Source organism: Staphylococcus sp. HMSC063F05 (genome assembly GCF_001837075.1).
GTDB classification, from domain to species: Bacteria; Bacillota; Bacilli; order Staphylococcales; family Staphylococcaceae; genus Staphylococcus; species Staphylococcus epidermidis.
In genome coordinates, this window is sequence record NZ_KV831325.1 from 1 (window position 1) to 21,690 (window position 21,690).

The 21,690-nt window shown below is 30.3% G+C and carries 20 protein-coding genes and 3 pseudogenes; 6 read left to right on the top strand and 17 right to left on the bottom strand.

Going from position 1 to position 21,690, the window contains the following annotated elements:
* Positions 1–232: 232 nt before the first annotated feature.
* The 4 genes from HMPREF2576_RS02330 to HMPREF2576_RS02345 all read right to left on the bottom strand — a co-directional run bounded on the left by HMPREF2576_RS02330 (position 233) and on the right by HMPREF2576_RS02345 (position 4,374).
* On the bottom strand, positions 233–1,039 hold the full coding sequence (locus tag HMPREF2576_RS02330; protein WP_070856155.1) for a Cof-type HAD-IIB family hydrolase: 807 nt from the start codon (positions 1,037–1,039) through the stop codon (positions 233–235).
* A gap of 62 nt (positions 1,040–1,101) precedes the next feature.
* Complete coding sequence (thrB, locus tag HMPREF2576_RS02335) at positions 1,102–2,022, bottom strand: homoserine kinase (protein WP_001829500.1); 921 nt, start codon at positions 2,020–2,022, stop codon at positions 1,102–1,104.
* Between the two features lies 1 nt (position 2,023).
* Positions 2,024–3,088, bottom strand: coding sequence for a threonine synthase (gene thrC / locus HMPREF2576_RS02340; RefSeq protein WP_001829478.1), 1,065 nt, complete (start codon positions 3,086–3,088; stop codon positions 2,024–2,026).
* Between the two features lie 5 nt (positions 3,089–3,093).
* Entirely contained in the window at positions 3,094–4,374 is a 1,281-nt protein-coding gene (locus HMPREF2576_RS02345; protein ID WP_002439624.1) for a homoserine dehydrogenase, read from the bottom strand.
* 188 nt (positions 4,375–4,562) lie between these two features.
* Between HMPREF2576_RS02345 and HMPREF2576_RS02350 the strand changes: the two genes are divergently transcribed.
* On the top strand, positions 4,563–5,939 hold the full coding sequence (locus HMPREF2576_RS02350) for an aspartate kinase (protein ID WP_070856156.1): 1,377 nt from the start codon (positions 4,563–4,565) through the stop codon (positions 5,937–5,939).
* A gap of 77 nt (positions 5,940–6,016) precedes the next feature.
* Here HMPREF2576_RS02350 and HMPREF2576_RS02355 read toward each other — a convergent pair whose 3' ends face one another.
* Positions 6,017–6,616, bottom strand: a complete 600-nt coding sequence (locus tag HMPREF2576_RS02355; RefSeq protein WP_002439621.1) for a hypothetical protein — start codon at positions 6,614–6,616, stop codon at positions 6,017–6,019.
* 326 nt (positions 6,617–6,942) lie between these two features.
* Between HMPREF2576_RS02355 and HMPREF2576_RS02360 the strand changes: the two genes are divergently transcribed.
* Positions 6,943–7,815 (top strand): hypothetical protein, encoded by an 873-nt coding sequence (locus HMPREF2576_RS02360; protein WP_001829486.1) that lies wholly within the window; start codon positions 6,943–6,945, stop codon positions 7,813–7,815.
* A 735-nt stretch (positions 7,816–8,550) separates the two neighbouring features.
* Here HMPREF2576_RS02360 and HMPREF2576_RS02365 read toward each other — a convergent pair.
* Positions 8,551–9,087 (bottom strand): thermonuclease NucI, encoded by a 537-nt coding sequence (locus tag HMPREF2576_RS02365; RefSeq protein ID WP_002470235.1) that lies wholly within the window; start codon positions 9,085–9,087, stop codon positions 8,551–8,553.
* Positions 9,088–9,251: 164 nt separating this feature from the next.
* Between HMPREF2576_RS02365 and HMPREF2576_RS02370 the strand changes: the two genes are divergently transcribed.
* Positions 9,252–9,440, top strand: coding sequence for a membrane protein (locus tag HMPREF2576_RS02370; RefSeq protein WP_001829458.1), 189 nt, complete (start codon positions 9,252–9,254; stop codon positions 9,438–9,440).
* A 182-nt stretch (positions 9,441–9,622) separates the two neighbouring features.
* Here HMPREF2576_RS02370 and HMPREF2576_RS02375 read toward each other — a convergent pair whose 3' ends face one another.
* From HMPREF2576_RS02375 to HMPREF2576_RS02400, 6 genes are all read right to left on the bottom strand, one after another.
* Positions 9,623–10,225 carry a response regulator transcription factor gene (locus tag HMPREF2576_RS02375; protein WP_002439610.1) on the bottom strand — a complete coding sequence of 201 codons (603 nt, stop codon included), beginning with the start codon at positions 10,223–10,225 and terminating at the stop codon, positions 9,623–9,625.
* Positions 10,222–11,316 (bottom strand): sensor histidine kinase, encoded by a 1,095-nt coding sequence (locus tag HMPREF2576_RS02380; protein WP_001829519.1) that lies wholly within the window; start codon positions 11,314–11,316, stop codon positions 10,222–10,224. Before HMPREF2576_RS02380 ends, HMPREF2576_RS02375 begins: the two co-directional genes overlap by 4 nt.
* Entirely contained in the window at positions 11,316–12,047 is a 732-nt protein-coding gene (locus HMPREF2576_RS02385) for an ABC transporter permease (protein ID WP_002456215.1), read from the bottom strand. The genes HMPREF2576_RS02380 and HMPREF2576_RS02385 overlap by 1 nt, the downstream gene beginning before the upstream one ends.
* A 2-nt stretch (positions 12,048–12,049) precedes the next feature.
* Positions 12,050–12,919, bottom strand: coding sequence for an ABC transporter ATP-binding protein (locus tag HMPREF2576_RS02390; RefSeq protein ID WP_001829505.1), 870 nt, complete (start codon positions 12,917–12,919; stop codon positions 12,050–12,052).
* A 177-nt stretch (positions 12,920–13,096) separates the two neighbouring features.
* A complete protein-coding gene (cls, locus tag HMPREF2576_RS02395) occupies positions 13,097–14,569 on the bottom strand; it encodes a cardiolipin synthase (protein WP_001829523.1) in 1,473 nt (490 codons plus the stop codon).
* 57 nt (positions 14,570–14,626) lie between these two features.
* Positions 14,627–14,824: a hypothetical protein gene (locus tag HMPREF2576_RS02400; RefSeq protein WP_001829481.1), complete on the bottom strand. Its 198-nt coding sequence runs from the start codon at positions 14,822–14,824 to the stop codon at positions 14,627–14,629.
* A 313-nt stretch (positions 14,825–15,137) separates the two neighbouring features.
* Between HMPREF2576_RS02400 and HMPREF2576_RS02405 the strand changes: the two genes are divergently transcribed.
* Together HMPREF2576_RS02405 and HMPREF2576_RS02410 are read left to right on the top strand one after the other, a co-directional pair.
* A complete protein-coding gene (locus tag HMPREF2576_RS02405) occupies positions 15,138–16,163 on the top strand; it encodes a threonine aldolase family protein (RefSeq protein WP_002456217.1) in 1,026 nt (341 codons plus the stop codon).
* Between the two features lie 69 nt (positions 16,164–16,232).
* Positions 16,233–16,916, top strand: coding sequence for an Ltp family lipoprotein (locus HMPREF2576_RS02410; protein ID WP_058649774.1), 684 nt, complete (start codon positions 16,233–16,235; stop codon positions 16,914–16,916).
* A gap of 250 nt (positions 16,917–17,166) precedes the next feature.
* Here the strand turns inward: HMPREF2576_RS02410 and HMPREF2576_RS02420 are convergent.
* From HMPREF2576_RS02420 to HMPREF2576_RS02435, 4 genes and pseudogenes are all read right to left on the bottom strand, one after another.
* Positions 17,167–17,739, bottom strand: a pseudogene (locus tag HMPREF2576_RS02420) (DUF4355 domain-containing protein).
* 176 nt (positions 17,740–17,915) lie between these two features.
* On the bottom strand, positions 17,916–18,107 hold the full coding sequence (locus tag HMPREF2576_RS02425; RefSeq protein WP_002439593.1) for a hypothetical protein: 192 nt from the start codon (positions 18,105–18,107) through the stop codon (positions 17,916–17,918).
* 5 nt (positions 18,108–18,112) lie between these two features.
* Entirely contained in the window at positions 18,113–19,459 is a 1,347-nt protein-coding gene (locus HMPREF2576_RS02430; RefSeq protein ID WP_001829490.1) for a minor capsid protein, read from the bottom strand.
* A pseudogene (locus tag HMPREF2576_RS02435) lies at positions 19,449–19,835 on the bottom strand (phage portal protein); the annotation flags it as partial. The pseudogene HMPREF2576_RS02435 and the gene HMPREF2576_RS02430, both read right to left, overlap by 11 nt.
* On the opposite strand from HMPREF2576_RS02435, the pseudogene HMPREF2576_RS12610 reads away from it, so the two are divergent.
* Positions 19,831–20,199 (top strand): annotated as a pseudogene (locus HMPREF2576_RS12610) (tyrosine-type recombinase/integrase); the annotation flags it as partial. The pseudogenes HMPREF2576_RS02435 and HMPREF2576_RS12610 overlap by 5 nt on opposite strands.
* Before the next feature lie 141 nt (positions 20,200–20,340).
* Here HMPREF2576_RS12610 and glnA read toward each other — a convergent pair.
* A complete protein-coding gene (gene glnA / locus HMPREF2576_RS02445; protein WP_001829492.1) occupies positions 20,341–21,681 on the bottom strand; it encodes a type I glutamate--ammonia ligase in 1,341 nt (446 codons plus the stop codon).
* Positions 21,682–21,690: the final 9 nt, after the last annotated feature.

A 21,690-nucleotide genomic window follows, 5' to 3' on the forward strand; every position in this document is an offset into this window, starting at 1 on the left:
TAGCGCATGGTTTTCTTTATACAATAAAGAAGCCCGTAAATAAATTTTGAAAATTCATTTACGGGCTATTATTCTAGATTATGTCTCAGACTTATATATTATATTAAAAAGAAAATTTTTTAATTATATTTATATCGACAGTTTTTTATGACTTACTACTTATATTTAGAGAAGTCAGATTCAATTAACCTTAAAATTATTAATTTACATATTAATTCATTGTAATAATACTTTAAACCAAAAGTTCTTTTAATGCATAAGGAATACCGTTAGAATTATTATCTAAAGTTACTTCGTCAGCAATTTTCTTGAGTTCATCACTAGCATTTCCCATTGCTACAGAATATCCAGCAACTTCAAACATTGACTTATCATTCAAACTGTCCCCGAATACTATAACTTCTTCTAGAGAAATTTGTAATCTTTTACAAAGTGCTTTTATTGCGTTCCCCTTCGAAACATTCTTTGCCATAAACTCTAGGAAAAAAGGCTTACTCGTTGTCACATCAATATCATTATTGAAGTAACCATCCAATTCAATACGTGCTTCGATAATATGACCTACATAATCCACACCCATAACTTTGGGCACACTATGATTAATATATTCCTTCAAATCAGCAACACGATTCATAGGTAATCCGGTAAGTTGTGATTCTATGTTCATATATTCATGACTACTATCGTGAATGATATATCCATTATCATAAGTAAGTACTAAAAAGTTCTTATCTCTACAATAATCTACAATATTATCGAAATCTTCCTTTGAAACAGGCTGATCGACCTCTACATTTTCATTAGCCATATTTATAGTTTTACCTCCATTATAACTAATAATGAAGCTGTTATATTTATTTAACTCTAATTCTCTCGCAGTAGGTAACATACCTTCTGTTGGTCTACCTGAGGCCAATACCACATAATAACCACGCTTTTGAATATCTAATAAGTAAGATTTTGTCTCAATGGATAATTTATTATCACTATTCATTAAAGTATCATCCATATCTAAAACTACCATTTTATACTGAGTCATATAGTATAGAACTCCTTTCAAGAGTTATTAAAAGTTTATTCTTAACTATATTTTACAATAATTTAGGACTTTAGGTACACCACTTCATCTTTAACACCTATTTCATTAATTGTTACTAGTTCTGAAGCACAATTATTAATTTTCTCACGTAGTGTTCTAACTAATTTACCACTTTTTTCTTTTGGACAAAGAGTGAGTATTGTAGGTCCAGCTCCACTGATAACAGTTGCATATGCATCATGTTGACGTGATAGTTTACGTACTTGATTGAATTCTGGAATAAGGTGTTGCCTATATGGTTCATGAAAACCATCTTGCTCCATCATCTTTCCAGCAAGTTTATATTTATGCTGAATGAGAGCACAAATCATAGTGTTACTAATGGCACTATTTTGCACAGCACCTTTATGTGAAAATGTATCGGGTAAGACCCTTCTAGAGTCTTCTGTACGAAGCTCATATGGAGGTATAGTTAAAATTATATCTACGTGCGGAACTTCTATTCTAGCAACATCTGTTATTTTAGTTATTGGATTATAAAAACCTGCAATCAAACCTCCATATATTGTAGGTGCTACATTATCAGGGTGTCCCTCAATTTCAGTCGCTAGTTGTAACAATTCGTATTTAGATAATTGAATATTACCAAAGTAATTAGCAATAAAAAGAGCACCGACTAATGCAGAGGCAGATGAACCTAGTCCTCTAGCTAATGGAATATCACTTCTCATTTCAATTTGCAAGCTTGGAAGTGTAACATTGTATTTATGCGCAACATTTAGAGCAGTTTGATAAATATAATTATTCTCATCTTTAGGTAAACCTTCTAGTTCTGAACTATAATATAGAAATTCCCAATTAGATCTTTCAATCTTACGTATAGACATATGCAAATATTTATCCAATGCCATACCAATTGAGTCAAAACCTACACCTAGATTCGCGGTTGATGCAGGGATTTTAAGTTTTAAAACTTCCTCCATACTAGATTGCCCCTTTGATGTATCTAATTATACTTTCTTTATTATTAGGTAAAGGTTGAATAGGATTATCTAAGAGAGAAATAGCTGTGTCAGGATCTTTAAGTCCATTCCCAGTTAATATTGCAACTATCTTTTTACCTTTAGGTAACTTACCAGAGCGATGAAGTTTGATTAGACCTGCAATTGAAGCATTACTCGCTGGTTCACTAAAAACACCTTCATTTGTTGTCATTAACTGATAAGCTTCTAAAATTTCTTCATCTGTCACACTATCAATTAAACCATTTGATTCATCTAGTGCATTAACAGCTTTTTGCCAACTAGCAGGATTCCCTATTCGGATAGCTGTAGCTATTGTTTCTGGATTTTTGATTATTTTATTTTGAACAATTGGAGATGCTCCTTCTGCTTGGAAGCCAAACATTTGTGGTAATTGTGTATTCTTTTTATTATGATATTCAACAAATCCTTGCCAATAAGCAGTTATATTACCTGCATTTCCCACTGGTATTGCTAAAATGTCAGGGGCTTGACCATCTAACTGTTCAACAATTTCAAAGGCACCCGTCTTTTGTCCTTCAATCCTAAATGGATTAACAGAATTAACTAATTCAATTTCATCATTTTCTTCAGCAATCTCTTTTACAATTTCTAGTGCTTCATCGAAGTTTCCTTCTATAGAAACAATTTCTGCACCATACATAACTGCTTGTGATAATTTACCTAATGCTATTTTACCTTCAGGAATTACGACAATTGCTTTTAAACCAGCTCTTGCAGCATAAGCAGCTGCTGATGCTGAAGTATTACCAGTGGAAGCACAAATAACAACTTTTTTCCCTTGTTCTTTTGCCTTTGTTACAGCCATAACCATACCACGATCTTTAAATGAGCCAGTCGGATTTGCTCCTTCATATTTAACATATAATTCAATATCTAATTTTTGAGAAAGATTTTCACAATAAATAAGTGGTGTATGTCCTTCATTGAGTGTTAGTGCTGGTGTAGATTGATTGACTGGTAAATATTCTTTAAATTCTTTAACTAATCCTTGCCATCTTTTCATAATTATTAAACTCCCTCTACAGGATAAACTTTCTTGATATTAAATCCTGATTGATTTAGAACTTTTTCTGGAGATGTTTCTATTCCAGTAACGATAATTGCATAAGTATCTTGATCCCTCTCAACAAGTTGCAACGATTTATGGAATGGTAATTTCTTTTTAATGTCATATTCAACTTTCTCCAAAGATTTATTATTGTTACTAATTACTATATAGTAATTAGATTTCTCTTGAATAACCACTGGTTCTGCACCATCCATCATTTCTTTAGTTTCCTCTGTCTTTAATTCAAAATGAGGTGGTAAAGTGTGTAAGTTTGATTCAAAGAAAAGTGCCACATTTAATAAATCACTTACAACTGCACTTCCTGTTGCTAAACTACCTGCACCTTTACCATAAAACATTGTATCGCCAACAGCATCACCTATAACATATATTGCATTGTATTCGTTCTCTACAGCTGCAAGTTGGTGATTCTTATGTATCAGTGTCGGTTCCACAGAAGCATTCACATATCCATTTTCATATGTACCTTTACCTATTAATTTAATTTTATAATTTAATGAGTTTGCTGCATTGATGTCTGCTAATGTAATGTCACTAATTCCTACCGATTTAACATCATTCAGTTTAATGACTTGGTTAAAAGATAAATAAGATGTAATAACTACCTTTCTTGCAGCATCTACACCTTCTACATCATCTGTTGGATCAGCTTCAGCAAATCCTAATCTTTGTGCTTCTTCTAACGCATCTTTAAAAGTTGTTTGTTCATGAGTCATTTTTGAGAGAATAAAGTTAGAAGTTCCATTAAATATTCCCATAAATTTAGAAATATTATTTGCATTCAGTCCGTTATTAATAGCATTGACAATAGGGATACCACCTGCCACACTTGCTTCAAATTTAAGAGCGACGCCATTTTCTTCAGCTAAGTCTTCTAATAATTTTAAATGGATAGCTAGTAAATCCTTATTTGCTGTAATCACATGTTTTTTATTTTTAAGGGCTGTTCTTAACCAATCAACAGTAGGTTCAATACCACCCATAACTTCAACGACTATATCAATAGAATTGTCATTTAAGATGTCATTAATATCTTCTGTAAGATGATATTGACTAATATTTAACGGACGTTTCTTAGATTTATCTCGGACTAGAATATGTTTAATGACAATATCCTTATTGATGGTGTCTTTAATCTGTTGTCTATTCTCTTCAATAATCTTTACAACACCTGATCCGACTGTTCCCAAACCAAGTAATGCGATATTTAACTCTTTCATGTAAATTACCTCCGTTTGTGCTTTTGAGAAAAACAATTGTACTGTTGAAAAATACTAGATAATGGTTTAGTATAAAATCATTCTAAATTTTTGTAAAGTTCTTAATATTGAAAATATAAATCTATATTACCATGCTTAATCAGAAAACTAAATAAAATTTTCTGATTTTTTAGAAAGGTAGGAAAATTATGAAAGTTGCTAAGTTTGGTGGAAGTTCTGTATCAACTGCAGAACAAATTAAAAAGGTATTAACTATAGTGAATGAAGACCCTGAACGTAAAATCATTATCGTTTCAGCTCCAGGCAAAAGGCATAATGACGACATTAAAACTACTGATTTATTAATTCGTCTCTATGAAAAAGTACTTAATAAATTAAATTATGAAAGTAAAAAACAAGAAATTATCCAAAGATATGCTGATATAGTAGAAGAATTAGGTATAGGAAATGACATTTTAATAACAATTAATGACACTTTAGAGGAATACATTAAACATCTTTCTGACAAACCTAACCGTTTATATGATGGTTTATTATCTTGTGGCGAAAATTTTAATGCTCAATTAATAGCCCAGTATAATAATAGTCAAGGTATTCCTACTCGTTATATTTCTCCTAAAGAAGCTGGATTAACTGTAACTGATTTACCACAGCAAGCTCAAATTTTAGATTCCGCATATAATGAAATATACAAATTGCGTGATTATGATGAAAAGCTAATTATTCCTGGTTTTTTCGGAGTTTCAAAACAAAATTATATCGTTACGTTTCCACGCGGTGGTTCTGACATAACTGGTGCTATCATAGCACGTGGCGTCCGAGCCTCACTTTATGAGAACTTCACTGATGTATCAGGAATATATAAAGCTAATCCAAATATCATAAATAATCCTGAACTCATAGAGGAAATAACTTATAGAGAAATGCGAGAGCTATCTTATGCAGGATTTGGAGTTTTTCACGATGAAGCTCTACAACCTTTATACAAAGATCGAATTCCCGTAGTTATCAAAAATACTAATCGTCCAAATGATAAAGGGACCTACATTTTACATGACCGTGAAATCGATTCTAAAAATGTCATTAGTGGAATTAGTTGTGATAAAGGCTTTACTGTGATTAATATTAAAAAATATTTAATGAATAGATTAGTTGGATTTACACGAAAGATTCTTGGCGTTTTAGAAGAATTTAATATATCATTTGACCACATGCCTTCTGGTATTGATAACATAAGTATTATCATGCGTACAAATCAAATTCAAGGTAAAGAAAGTCAAGTTCTTAATGCCATACGCAAACGTTGTGAAGTTGATGAATTAAGTATCGACCATGATTTAGCAGTACTAATGATTGTTGGTGAAGGTATGAATCAAGTTGTTGGTACAGCTAGTAAAATTACTCACGCCCTTTCAGAATCAAACATTAATTTAATAATGATTAACCAAGGTGCTTCTGAAATTTCAATGATGTTTGGAATTCATGAAGCAGATGCTGAAAAAGCAGTATTATCTACGTACGAATTTTGTTACAACGGTGTTTGTTTAAAAAATTTGTGTAAATAAAATAAAAAAGATTTCTACATCACTTTCAATACATAAAGTAAATTTATTAACTCTGTATCAATGATGTAGAAATCTTTTTAAGATATCTTTTTAGTGGAACTATTTACTATAGCTTTTTTAATACGCTGTTCACCTACTACCAATTTTAAAATATAGAATTGATAATAACTAAGAGAATCAATAACAGCTTTATAATTACTAAACTGATGATATTTTTGTTCACTCATTAAATCATACATAAGAACTATTTCTGGCTTAATATAATCTACGTTCCAACTTAAAGAATGAAAATATATATTATTTTTTGGTAAACGTATATGATGATCTAACCTAAATAGCCATTCATCATTTACAACATCATAAACAAATATTGTCATGACTTCTGTATCGTTTTTAAAGACTTTAACATGTTCAACATCTGATAAAGATAAAGATTCTCTTAATCTTTCATATAACTGATTATCATAATAGTGAATCGTAAATTCTTCAGGAATCACCCTGATAATTTCCAATAACTTTTTGCGCTCAACACAAATATCTATTTTCGATGGTAATATAAAATCATCATTCAGAAATAGATGCATCGCTACCTCGCCGTGAAATTTGAATAAATGAGATGATGTTTTCCTTAAAATTTCGACTATTTTATTCACTGGTTTTTCTTCTTTAACAAACATGTTACCACCCCTATAGCAAGCGCTTTCACAATCAAATTATACATTTTCTTTTTTCACTTATCAAACAAATAAATGTGAACATTTAGTAAAATTTATTTTATTTTCAATAAAATTATTTTCATAAAAAGTTACTATATCACTATTCGCTACGCATATGATAGGACTCTCATAAAAATTCACGAAAGTTTAATTGATATGTAAATATTTCGTCACTACTATTTGATAAAACACATTTCCCTTTTCATTTTCATTGAACTCAAAATTTAAGAAGTTTATAATTTATCTTGCAAATAGAATTTAATATTAAAAGATTTGGGTGAGTAGTAATGTCTTTAACGATTATCTTATCTATAATAATTATTATTTTGATTATGGCTATGGTTCTTAATCAAAAATTTATGAAAGATAGGGTTGAAACAGAAGAATATGCTAGAAATCAATTAATCTCTAAAAATTCAATTTTAAGTGAAGAAAATTTATCATTGAAAAACCAAATGTTAAGTACAAACAATGACGTCGGTCAACACGCTTTTAAAAACGCCAAGCGTGAATTAAGAAAAATATTAAATAGATTTAAAGAAGAGGGTCGTTTACGATCATATACAATTGTTCCTACGAGTAATTTGGCTGTTAAACATCCCCTTTTCGAATATGCACGTTCATTCGATTTTATTATCATTACTGATGTTGGTTTGATAAATGTAGATGTTAAAAATTGGAACCAAAAAACGTTTTATCATTTTGATGTACCAGATCAACATCTTGAAGAAGGACAACCACAATATAATACCGAAAAAGTTGTCGGTCATTATATTAGCAATCGATATCATAGTCAGTTTAAAACAACACGTTCTGGTGTCTATACTTTTATTGAGATTTTACAGGATAATCGTGTAATATATGAATTTTATGACCACGATCCATACGATAAAGCCGCAAACAATGCAAAAGCATTAAAAGATAAAATTGAAAATGATTATAATTTTAAAATTCAAAGTATTGGCGTCATATACTTTAGTGATGGTAGCGTTAATATTATTGAAGGATCCGACGAGAGTGATAAATACGTCGACACCGTATCTACACCGATATCACTTGAAAAAGTAATTGAGGAAGCTATCGATTTATCTAAGCACCCTCTTACTGATAAACAAATCGAAGAAATTTCTGAAAGCTTTAAACAACATATGAATAATTAAAATTCAAAAAGAGTTTGGGGCATGAAGTTATTTGACTAATAAAAAGACAATTTCTATTTATAAAATGTAGAAATTGTCTTTTTATTATAATTATTTAAATTGTTGAGCAACTACTTTTTTTATATTCATTAGCATTAATACAAATGCAATTTCTATTTTGACTTTAATTATGTTTCGAATCGACATTCGGATGAAACTCAAAATAACTTTCGTAAATCCATCAACAAGTTCCACATCAAATTTCTTTAACTGCAAACGTTTCTTCTAAAATAAGAAATCTTATCCCAATTTGGATTTTAAAGCATCTTAAGTTGTAATTTTATATTCCAACTTATTAAATCATCTATTATCAACAATGTTGTCATATATTTCTTTTTAATTTTAACGTTTTTATACGATTCGGTAGTCATAGTACATATTTATATGACAATACTTATAGCAATTATTTCATGAATCGATAAAAAATTATAAAATACATAAGTTTCCATTAGAAATCTATTTGAAGGATATTGTTTTTCACTAAACTAAGAAGTAGATATCCTAATTTCTACTTTATTGAAACACTAGTCAGAAACGTAGTTGAAATCTACTAAATATCACTCTTTTTTTATTCTAATCTCTTTAGCTAGAATAAGAAAACGCTGCTAAACAAAATGGTCCAACTGAGTTTCTACTTATTGATATAACAAATGAATTTTATATTTCCACTCAATATCAGACTCTAAATTATCGCTACTAGCTCCAAATATTTAATTTTCTCTTTTTTGCCTCATCTTGAGCGTTTACGAAGGTATCCCTATATTTTCCGTTTGGAGAAAAATACTTTTCTCTGGCTAGACCTTTTTTCACCAATGATTCGTTAAACATATCTCCATTTTTTAACCATACGTACGCCAAAGTACGACCATACCTATCAGTTTTTTCTTTATCATATTCTAAATAAACATTTTGATGCGTGAGATACTTCTTCGTATAATTAGATGCTTGTTTACCATATGGTTGAACTGGCGTATTAGGCTTAACAGTCTCTGGCGTATCTACACCAATTAATCTGACTTTAATTTCCTCTCCATTTTTTTGAGCAACAAATGTATCACCATCTACAACTCGTTTCACATATACTTTGTCTTTACCATTTAAATTGGAATTATCTGATTGATGTTGAGATTCTGAATCACTAAACGGTCCAGAATGGTTTACAAACTGGAAAATAATTACAAGTATTCCTATCATCGCTACTACTAAAAGCGATGACATTTTCTTAGATTTCAATAATGTCACCTTATTTCACTTAATATCCCGATTTATACTAAAGAAAATTTGATCCAACGTCAAATGATTTCATACTATTATATGTAATCAATTTTATATAATTACAATCTCGCTTTCCAAATTATAAGAGCATGATATAATACATGATGTTAGGAGTGAAAGAAATGGATACATCTAATGAAAATAAAATAACAATCATTGCCGTTATAGTAGCAATAATTGTTGGTGTCGTACTACAAATTGTCTTTAAACTACCCTTAATCGTGAGTTTAGTGGGGTCAGTATTTTTAGGTATGTTCGTTGGTTTTATCGTCTACCTAATTCAATCATTTCGTCGTAAAAAAAAGAATTAAAATTGGGTAATATCTTTAGTATATATGGTTTGAAATTAAACATCATTCACTCAGTATATTTGTCTCAATACAAAGTTTTACTTATCAAAACTTTATCATATTGATAACATCATATTGATAACTGTTAGATTAATTTAATTTTATAGAGTCTGCCTCAATTACGTATGGTGGACTCTTATTAATTAAATCCACCCCTTTTCATTTGCTTTTTTCCATGCCTCAAAACGATGATCTGAATTCATTTTGTCTATAATAGTACTCGTATAGTTACGCACAGTCCCGTTCGATAAATACAATTTGCTAGCAATCTCTTTGCTACTTAACCCATTGCCTATTTCTCTTAAAACAACTTGTTCTTTATGAGTTAATGGATTCGATTCAGTAAACAATGATGTCATGAGCGAAGGGCTATATTCCTTCTCACCCTTTGTCACTTTATAAATAGTTTTAATTAAATCATCAATTGAACGCTCTTTTAGTACATAAGCATCAACATCATTTGCTACGGCTTTTTCAAAATAACCTGGACGTTTAAATGTAGTCACTATGATTATTCTTGTATTGAGTTGTTTTTTTCTTACATAAGATAAGATTTCCAAGCCTGTTAAACCCGGAATTTCAATATCTAAAATGGCTACATTGGGTTCATTATTTTCAATAAATTCGAGTGCCTCTACACCATTTTCAAAATCTTTTATTACATTCATTTCTTCATGCATTTCTATCAGTTGTACCATAGCTTTTCTTAACATCAATTGATCCTCAGTTATAACAAGCGATATCATAATAAATCACCTCTAGGTATTTCAACAATAATAAGTGTTCCATTATTTGATTGTACAATTAATTTACCATTTAAATAATCTACACGTTCTTTAATACTTTTCAAATTTGAAGCATCTTCATTTTCTATTCCCACACCATTATCTTTAATTTTTAAAATGATTTGATGCTCATGTACCTTCAATTCACCTATTACTTCAGTCGCATGCGCATGTTTAATAACATTATTAATTGCTTCTCTAAAAATCATAGATAATATTGATTGTTTCGCTGGATTTAATGATTTAGCCGCACTTTTATTGTTAAATTTAAAATGTAGATTAGCATTTTGCAATAAGTGTTCCAATGATGAAATTTCATCTTCAAAAGATTGTATCTTCAAATCATCAATAATGAGTCTGACTTTATTTAAGGCTTCTGTTGAAAGTTGATTTATTGCCTGCATTTCATTTTTTGCTTCTTTTGGATTAGTATCTATGAGTTTAACAGCTAATTCAGACTTCAAAGTAAGACTAGCAAATACATGTCCTAATGTATCATGAAGATCTTGACTTATTCTATTACGCTCTTGTTGAGCTATTAGTACATTAATATACTTATTCTTTTCTTCAAGTTTAGCTTTCATAATTCGTTCGTCTCTATTTTTAAAATTACCTACAGCAACAATTAATATAACCAAATAAAATGCACTTAATGGAACCACAAATGTTGGATTAAATATATAAGTTAGTATTAAGCAACTTATCATAGCTATTAAAAAGGTTATAAATTCTTTTGATACAACACGAACATTAAAAATAAAAGGTAAGGCGAATGCACTATAGAAGAAAAACAAACTATTCATAGGATTGACACTATAGACAAAATAAAAGATTCCTAAATAATGAATAACCAGTAATGAATATAAAATACTATCACTAAGGTGTTTATAAAATAAAATCATCGTCACATAGCTGATTATAAAAATAGTACAAACAATTAAATAAGTGAATAAGTTACCACGTTTGTCAACAAATATAGCTAAAATCGGAAATATTAAATATATTAAAGTACTTAATTCCCCTATTCTCGCTCCCCAACTTCTTGATTCCATTAGGATACATCTCCTTTCTTATTCATGAATAAAGCAATACTCATAAAGATTATACTATAGACTATGAGATAGCCAATCGCTTCTATATTCACCACTTTATCTTGCGCTAAATCTATAGCAAGTAGCTTTAAATTATATGTTGGCATGTTTTTAGAAATCGACTGAAGCCAATCAGGAAACGTGTTTACTGGAAACCATAAACCTCCTAATATAGCTAGTGTAATATTAAGTAAATTGGCAAAACTACTTGCTTTTTGAATATCATTGAGTTGAGCGATAATCAATCCTAAAGTCAAAAATAAACTAACACCAATCCATAAAGTTAATGCAGAGAATATCCATTGAAAAACAGTCATGTGAACATCTTTGTAAAAATGAGCTACTGAAAAAATAATTATAATTGCAATTATAAACTGACACATTGTCTTACTAATTTTAACTAAATAATATTGAAATGATGATAATGGGGTCACCATTAAACGTTTATACCAACCTTGATTTCGCTCTTCAATCAAATCTAATGGAAATGACAATAGACAAAAGTTCATTAGACTAAATACTGTCATACTATACATATACTCTTTATAAAACTTAAGTTTTGCTTCTTCTGGCATGTCCAATATAGAAGTAAATAATAAATAAAACACGACAGGTAGGAATATGGACACAACTAAATACAATTTCTTTCTAAATATAATCTTTAATTCTATTTTAAAAAATGTTGATATCACTGTTATTTCCCTCCTTTAGACTTATCATTAGAAAACATGACTTCTAATAAAGATTTTTTAAGAATTTCAATCTTATTGAAATTGACATGATATTGTTTCAATAATTGTAAAACATCACTCACATCAGTTGTTTTTATTTCATATCTATTTTTTATTAATTCAATTTCGTATTTATGTTTCAGTTGATTGATAAGTTCTTGATATTTGCAAGGAATTCGAATTAAAGAATAACTTTGATTCCTTTTTATATTTTCAGGTGAATCATCTAATTGTATTTTACCTTTATCTAACATCATTACTTGATCAGCCATTCTTTCAACTTCTTCAATGTAATGAGAGGTATATAGTATCGTAGTGTTATTCATTTTTAATTTATCTATAACATTCCAAAAATGTTGACGCATTTCTACATCCATAGCTGACGTAGGCTCATCTAAAATTAACAGTTCAGGTTTACCTACCAATGCTAAAGCAAAATCTAAAATCCTCTGCTGTCCACCTGATAAATTACATGCAAACTGATTCATTTGTCGGTCACTAAATTGTGTGATTTCTTTAAACTGATGAAAAGAAATAAACGTTTGATAAAAGGATTGATATAAATGTAATAATTCGCAAACCTTTATGTATTTAGGAAACTCTGTTTTTTGAAAAAGAATTCCCATCTTATGTTTATTTAACAAATTGGATTTATCAGCGATTTGACCACTATCATAGTGATTATTTCCAACGATAATATCTATTAATGTTGACTTACCTGCTCCATTTTTACCGATTAATGCCGTACAACGATTATTTTTTATATCAATACTTATATCTTCTAAAACTTTATGTTTCTTGAAAGATTTAGAAATATTTCGTAGTTCAATCACTATCGTCACATCCCTTGATTAATGTTACTTATAATTTAGCAAGTTTAAGTTAGTGATATAAGTACCGAATGTCATTAATTAACTATGACATTTGTCATATCATACATATAAGTTTACATAATATATTTACTGTTAAAAAAATACCCTCGTTCATTTAAACGAGGGTATTTTGAAAATTTATAAAATTGGAGATATTAATTTTGCTAGTCCTTCTTTAAATTTAATTGATAATGGACGCTTGTCGTATACTTCTTTTGTAAGTAATTTAGATTGCTCAATATCTTTTTCAAATGCTTGACGTAACTGTTTAGCTATATCTTCATCATATATAAATGCGTTCACTTCGAAATTCAGCTCAAAGCTTCTAAAGTCCATGTTTGCACTACCAATTGAAGAAATTTCATCATCAATCATTAATATTTTAGAATGAATAAATCCATTTTGATAAGTGTAAATATTAACTCCGCTATCTAATAAATCAGCTGCATTTGAAAATGTAGCCCAATAAACGAATGGATGATCAGGTTTACACGGTATCATAAGGTTGACTTCAACGCCGCTATTAGCAGCCATTTTTAATGCATTAATGTATGATTGGTCTGGAATAAAGTAAGGGCTTTGTAGATAGATAGACTTTTTAGCGCTCATTATCATTTTTGTATAACCATATTCTATTTGATGTAAATCAAATGCAGGTCCACTAGAAGCGATTTGAATAGCCGCGTTTCCTTTGTCCCCAATTTTTTTAGGGAAGTATTTTTGATCAAATTTAAATTGTGGACGATGCGACTGTGAATTCCAGTCTAAAATAAATCTTAATTGTAGTGCATCGATGCCTTCACCTTGAACACGTGTATGTGTATCTCTCCAGTAACCTAACTTACCTAATCCTAAATAATCATCGCCGACATTAAAACCGCCAACGTAACCAATTTGTCCATCTATAATGATAATCTTTCTATGATTTCGATTATTCATTCTGAAATTGATTAAAGGTACTTTCGAAGGGAAAAATGCTTCAACTTCTCCACCTAATGCTCTGAAATGTTTAAATTTTGATAATCTAACCTTTTTAGAACCAACATCGTCATACAAAAGTTTAACTTCTAAACCTTCTTTAAGTTTAGTTTCAAGTGCATCTAAGATTCTTTTACCTAATCCATCAAGTTCAAAGGTATAGTACTCTAGATGTATATAGTCTTGAGCATTGTAAATATCCTCAAGTACTTTTTCATAAAGCTTATGACCATCTGTAAATAAATCGATTTTATTATTTTCTGTTAAAAAGGCATCTTGTTTCATTAACAACATACGTATTAAATCACGGTGTTTAATGACTTGATCATTGATATAACCATAATTATGTTTATCAAAACTGTCGATTTGGTCTTGAACTAAATCTTCAAATGCATTTAATTCATCACCGTTATTTTTTTCCATCTTTTTCTTGGAAACCGTTCGTCCTAAAAATAGATACAAAATAAATCCAATGACAGGAAGAACGAATAATACGAATAACCACGCCCAAGTTGAACTGGCAGTACGTCGATCACGTTCAAGGAAGATGATGACAAATGCCAATACTACGTTAGTTATAAACCCAACTACTAACAATATAGTTAAAATAGTACCCAAAAATCCAAAATTCATTACTAAATACTCCTATTCAGTCTTTCACCAAGAAAATTTAGCCGCCGATTTACTGAACTATGCTTCAGTTACCAATGTTAAAATAGCATTAAAGTCCTCGTCATTATGCGGAAATGCACGTTCTTCGATTTGTTTAATAGTAATGTTTAATAATTTGTAACCATTACCCTCTTGAGACTTTAAAAACGAATTAACACTTTTCTCTAAGCTCTCCAGTGTTTCCTCAGTTAAAGTTTTAAATTTTATTTGTTGCATAAATCCCATACCCCTTTCATTATATTGATTAAATCATAGAACTTTTCATACAAAATTTCAATTAATTTAGAGAAATTATCTTTTATAAATCAAACGTTCATTATCTTGAACAGAATATATTTTAATTTAAATGGTATTGATGTATAATAAATTACATTCGATTGAATATTCAGAAATTTTATTAGTCTAGATTCACATCAATGTCTTTATTGCTCCTCTTTTAATTGATTGAAATCTTTTCTAATTGAGAGCAAATCAACACTTTTCATCGAATAAATTAATAAATATCGATTTAACATTGGAGGGAACGCTTGTGATTTCATTTGAAAATGATTATTTAGAAGGTGCACATGAAAAAGTTTTAAATCGATTAGTAGAGACAAATCGAATACAAGCTGCTGGATATGGCTTCGATGACTTTTCGGCACAAGCTGCAGATAAAATTAGACAACGTATTGACTGTCCAGATGCTACCATTCGGTTTTTAGTAGGTGGTACGCAAACCAATCAAGTAGTTATTAACTCAATGCTTGATAGTTATGAAGGTGTTATATCCGCTGATACAGGACATGTGGCAGTCCATGAAGGTGGTGCGATAGAATTCAGTGGACATAAAGTTCTAACCATACCCTCCCAAGAAGGTAAGATTACTGCTCAAGACGTTGAGAATTATATAGAAACTTTTGAAAGTGATTTTAAAAAAGAACACATGGTGTATCCAGGGATGGTTTATATTTCACATCCAACCGAATATGGAACTTTATACACGAAAGAAGAATTACAATCTTTATCTAGAGTTTGCCGTAGACATCAGATTCCACTATTTATGGATGGTGCACGTTTAGGCTATGGCCTTATGAGCAATCAAACTAATGTAACTATCGAAGATGTTGCAAAATACTGTGATGTGTTTTACATAGGAGGTACTAAGATTGGAGCACTTTGTGGTGAAGCAATCGTCTTCACTAAACAAAATGAACCTAAAAACTTCACTACAATTATAAAACATCATGGTGCTTTATTAGCAAAAGGCCGTCTAACTGGTGTTCAATTTTTAGAATTATTCACTGATGATTTATATTTTGATATAAGTCGACATGCTATTAAAATGGCTGAAAAGGTAAAAAAAGGATTTATAGATAAAGGATATCAAGTCTATTTTGATTCACCAACCAATCAACAATTTTTTATTTTAAGCAACGATAAAATTGAAGAACTAAAACAAAAGGTAAAATTTGCAGTTTGGGAGAAATACGATAATCAACATCGTGTAGTTCGCTTCGCAACAAGTTGGGCCACAACTGAAGAAAATGTTAATCAACTACTTGAACTAATATAAAATACAAAATGAAGTTATAAAAACTGTATCACTACAGGCAGCTAAGAATGTAGTCAGGAGGACTATGCTATGCAACAAGAACGACAATCGTGGTACCAAAAATCTTGGTTTATTATTCTCACATTACTATTTATTTTTCCATTAGGTCTTTTTCTAATGTGGAGGTATGCGCATTGGAAAAATTGGTTAAAATTGACTGTTTCATCAGTCTATATTATTAGTTTAGTTTTAACACTTTTATTTCAAGTTAGTCTATTAAATGAGAATAAAACAAATCAAATAGAACATGCATCAACTATGAAAGAAAAGTCTAATATAAATAATGTAAAAACAACTAAAAATAAAAATATGGAAAAATCAACGCAGACAGACAAACAAAACTCTGTGAACTTAAAGCAAAACACAAAAGATCAAAATAATAATGCAAATGATGAAGCAGCTTCTCCAACTAGCGAACAAAATGCAGCTATAGCACAAGCAAAGTCATATGCAAATACATTACCTATCTCTAAGAAAAGTTTATACAAACAATTAACTTCGGAATACGGAGAGAAATATCCGGCAGACGTAGCACAGTATGCTGTTGACCATATCAGTGTAGATTATAAAATGAATGCACTGAGATTAGCAAAAAGTTACGTAAAAAATATAAACATTTCTAATCAAGCGTCATATGATAAACTCGTTTCAGAAAATGGAGAAGGATTTACTCCTGAAGAAGCGCAATATGCAATAAATCATTTAGATAGGTAATCATTAAAAAAGAGTTTTAACATTAAAGGTTTGTTTTCTTAGTTGAAAGCAAACCTTTAATATAATCGTATAAATATAATCTTTATAGACCGTAAATTCAGTTATTATAAAATTTTATAGTTACAATTACTTTCAATCTTTTAAAATGTCATCGATATAGAGAAAATTCTCCACCTAGTAGGTTAAACTCAATTTTCTATTTAATTTTTATAAAGTAGAATGTTAAAAATTGAGAATTTAGTACATTTGTTTATAGACATTTTCTCCCTGAAACAAGATAATCTGATTCTTCATCTTTTGTCATTTTATTTGATTGAGTGCTTACTGGTGAGTCTTGTCTTAATGCTCTTTCAACATTTGATTGAACTATTTTATTTAAAAGATTAGAAAAAGTTTCAACATTCTTTTTAGTGTCTTCTGCATTTGAAGTAACTAACATATCTAATCAAGGTTCCTCAGTCACATCAATGCCTTCTTTGTTTAACATCAATCGTGCTTCAGCTTTCATCTGTGATTTAGCATCTCTTACTTTATATTCTTCGAGTTGCTTAGTTAACTTTTCATTCTCATATTGTAACTGTTGATCTTTATTCATTTTAGCTAGCTTTTGAGCTTCTTTGACTGCTTCTGCTTTTTCATCTTCTTTTTGCTTTAAACGACGTTGTAATTCAGAATTTAGTCGTTGATTAAACTCTTCTTCTGAATAAACTTTTTCCGGTGTGTCTTGTTTTTCTTGACCTTCAGATGTTTGTGCATTGTCCCCTGGTTCTTCTGCGAAAAACTGTAACTTTAATTTCAACATGTTAGTCTTCTTAGTTTGCATATTTTACACCTCATTTATTTACTCTTGATTAGTTTTAAGTCATACATGGTTCGGACTTAACACTTGCACCTTTTAACGCCTTAAGCATGGTTTGGGCATAAAAAATAACCTTCCGTAGAAGGTTAAAAAAGTGTATAAAAATAGCACCACTTTCTATTTATGTAGAAAGGATGCTTTCAGTTTAAAACAATAGATTTAATTTTATTCTCTGTTATATCGTATAAAATACTACCTGTATCTATTTCTATTGAATTAAATCCATCAAAATTATCATATTTATCATCAAAACCTGTCACTTTTCCAACTAATACTTTATTATTGGTAAGAGTTAATTTGACTATTTTTCCTAAGTAATATTGTAAATTCAAATTAATTACTCCTTTTTAATGTATGGTACCACGTGAAAACCAGTTTTAGAATAATGAACTTTACCTAATTTTGTTTCAATATATTCATCATTTACATAAGATTTGCCTATTATCTTGTTGTAGTTAATAATTTGTTTATTTCTAAATTTCCCCTCATCATCAAATAAAACAGGAAAATTAATAAATTCTTTTTTAGTTATTTTTTCAATCTCTTTAGTATCCAGTGTAATATAACTTGGCAATATAGAAGAATTATATTTCTTATTATAGTATGCTTTTGTATTTAAAATATGCCGTTCTTGCTTTTCGTTATTCAATTCTATCTTTATTTTACCATCATCTATCATTTCGAGCATTTCTTTTTTTGCTTTTTCTTGTAATTTTTCTTTTACTAATTCTTTATCCTCAACTCGATACTTACCTTTACGCTCAGTAAAGAATCTATCTCGCCAATTGCCCACATGTGGTACTGTAGTACTTCTACACCAAGGGTGCATTGGTGGTGCATTAACTCCAAATATCATGTCTTTAACTTTAAATACTTTACTGTTTAAAGAGTGACATATTTTAGATGTTTTCTTGTCTATTTTGGCCACGTATTTATATTCGCCATCTTCACCTAAATCTTTAAGATAAGTTAACTTCTGTGATTCAGCCTGCACACGTGCTGATTCAGTAACTAATAATCTACTAGCATTATAAGTAGTAGTGTTAGTTTGTTTCTTAAAATCCTTTATATACTCATTGGGATGTCTCCCTCTAAGTAATACATTACTCGTTGTTCTTTCTACTTCTTTTTGAACTACAGCCATATCTTGCCATAATCTTGTAGACCAGTTCACACCTTTAAAGTTACTGTTAACAACCGCTTTTACTTCAGTGTCATCAATTTTCACATTTTCCCCAAGTATATGTACTTGTCTTTCAACTTCTCTATCAACTGCATCAACTAACTTATTTTCTATTTCATCTTGAATATCTAAAGTGGAGTCTTTGACTATCAAATCTAATTGTTGCTTTAATAGTTTTTCTCTAGATACTTTCATAGACAAGTTATAAAGCTTAAGTGCGTTGTTTGCCTCATCGCTAAAATCTTTACGTTTCACATATTTCTTAGCTTTATTTCGAAATGCATATACATCGAATTCATCAGCTTTTTTCATGACCTCTTGAATTGTTAAACCAGTATCTGTTGCATATTTCGCATAAAAGGCTAGTAATTCTTTAGCTATTTCAGCGTACATTTGTAGGATAATTCGTTCTACTTCTACAATTGCTTGTGCATCCGCTAATGATTCAACTTTTATAACATTCTGGGCGCGTTCTAGCCAATATTCTAAACTATCGGGCATAATTATCAGTCATCTCTTTATCGCCGCTAAAATGGTCTTTAAAATGCGAATTATCAGCTTGTCCTCAAGTCTTTCTTTGCTCATCTTCCATTTTCTTAATTTCTTCATTAGGATTATCAATAATAGGCAATATTTTTAATCTAGTTTGTTCAGAAACGCCACCATTTAAGGCATTAAATGCTTCAATAGATTCTAATAATGACTTAGGTAAGTTAGGAGTAAATGTGATATCTATTTTTGAATAATCATGTGAATAGACACCTGTTAAATTAATATTATTGAGAAGTAACTTGTATCGCTTCATTAATCCTTTTTTAAATAAGCGCTCTTTAATTGCTCTAACCTGTTCTAAACCAAAAAGTTTATACTTAAATGAATTATTTAAGCTTAAAACATTACAAAATGGTAATAAGATAGTTAATTCAGACTTCTATAATAATTCCTATGATTACATATTTTGCAATGAATTTGGTGAGCCGCTTCCCACGTTCAACTACACATAATACTATGATGTATGTCACTAAAAAATTACTTGGTAAAGGAAATGAGTTAAGTATTCACAAACTAAAACACACACACGCTACCTTACTTCTAGAAAGCAATGTACCTATGAAAGTAATTCAAGAACGTTTAGGTCATAAATCTGAAGCCATTACTAGTGACGTTTATAGTCACGTTACTAAAAAATGAATGATAATGCTAAAGAAAATTTTGAGAAGTATATCAAGAATGTATTTTAAAATTAGTTGCCCAATAGTTGCCCATTCAAGTAAAATTTAGAATCATTATATATAGGTTGCCCACTTTTATAAAAAAAGAAGCTAAGGCAAAATGCCTTAACTCCTTACCCCTATTAGGTTTCCCCTGAAATTGTTTAGCGCTTAGTATTGCTTAATATATTGTTCTCTTTCCCATTCGGATACTTGAGTTCTATAGTAATCCCATTCAATCGATTTTGAGTTAATAAATTGATTGTAAATATGATTACCTAATGCGTTTTTAATTGATTTATTTTCACGCATTGCTTTTAACGCAGTGTATAAAGTTGAAGGTAAGTCTTGGATACCAACTGCTTCTCGTTCTTCACGATTCATTTCGTAGATATTTTGGTTTACAGGTTCTGGAACCTCAAGTTTATTCTCAATTCCATCTAACCCTGCTTCTAAGATTGCTGCTAATGCCATGTACGGGTTAGCTGCAGGGTCAACTGAGCGTACTTCAATACGAGTTGATAGACCTCTAGATGTTGGAACACGTACTAAAGGTGAACGGTTTTTACCACTCCATGCAATATAACATGGTGCTTCGTAACCTGGTACAAGACGTTTATATGAGTTGACAATTGGATTACATACTGCAGTGAATCCTCTAGCGTTTTTAAGGACACCAGCTGTAAATTGATATGCAGTATCAGTCAATTGTAAATCACCTTCAGGATCAAAGAACGCATTCTCTTTTCCTTTAAATAGTGATACGTTGAAGTGCATACCACTACCGTTTACACCAAATAATGGTTTTGGCATAAATGTTGCATGTAAATTATGCTTACGTGCAATTGTTTTAACAACTAGTTTAAATGTTTGGATATTATCACATGCTGTAACGGCATCTGCATATTTAAAGTCAATTTCATGTTGACCTGGCGCTACTTCATGGTGGCTTGCTTCAATATCAAAGCCCATATCTTCTAATTCTAAAACGATGTCACGGCGACAATTTTCACCTAAATCTGTAGGAGCTAAATCGAAATAACCACCATCATCGTTTAATTCTAATGTAGGTTCGCCTTTTTCGTCTAATTTAAATAAGAAAAATTCTGGTTCAGGCCCTAGATTAAAATCAGTAAAGCCCATATCTTCCATTCTTCTTAATACACGCTTCAAGTTAGCTCGTGGATCACCTTCAAATGGTGTACCATCTGTTTTAAATACATCACAGATTAGTCGTGCAACTTTTCCTTGTCCAGCAGTCCAAGGGAAAATAACCCAAGTATCTAAATCAGGATGTAAATACATATCTGATTCTTCGATACGAACGAAACCTTCAATAGATGAACCATCAAACATCATTTCATTATCTAATACTTTTTCTAATTGACTTACTGGAACTTCAACATTTTTAATAGTCCCTAAAATATCAGTGAATTGTAATCTTAAATATCTTACGTTTTCTTCTTCAGCAAATTTACGAATATCATCTTTTGTAAAACTACGTTTTGGCATGGTATAAAT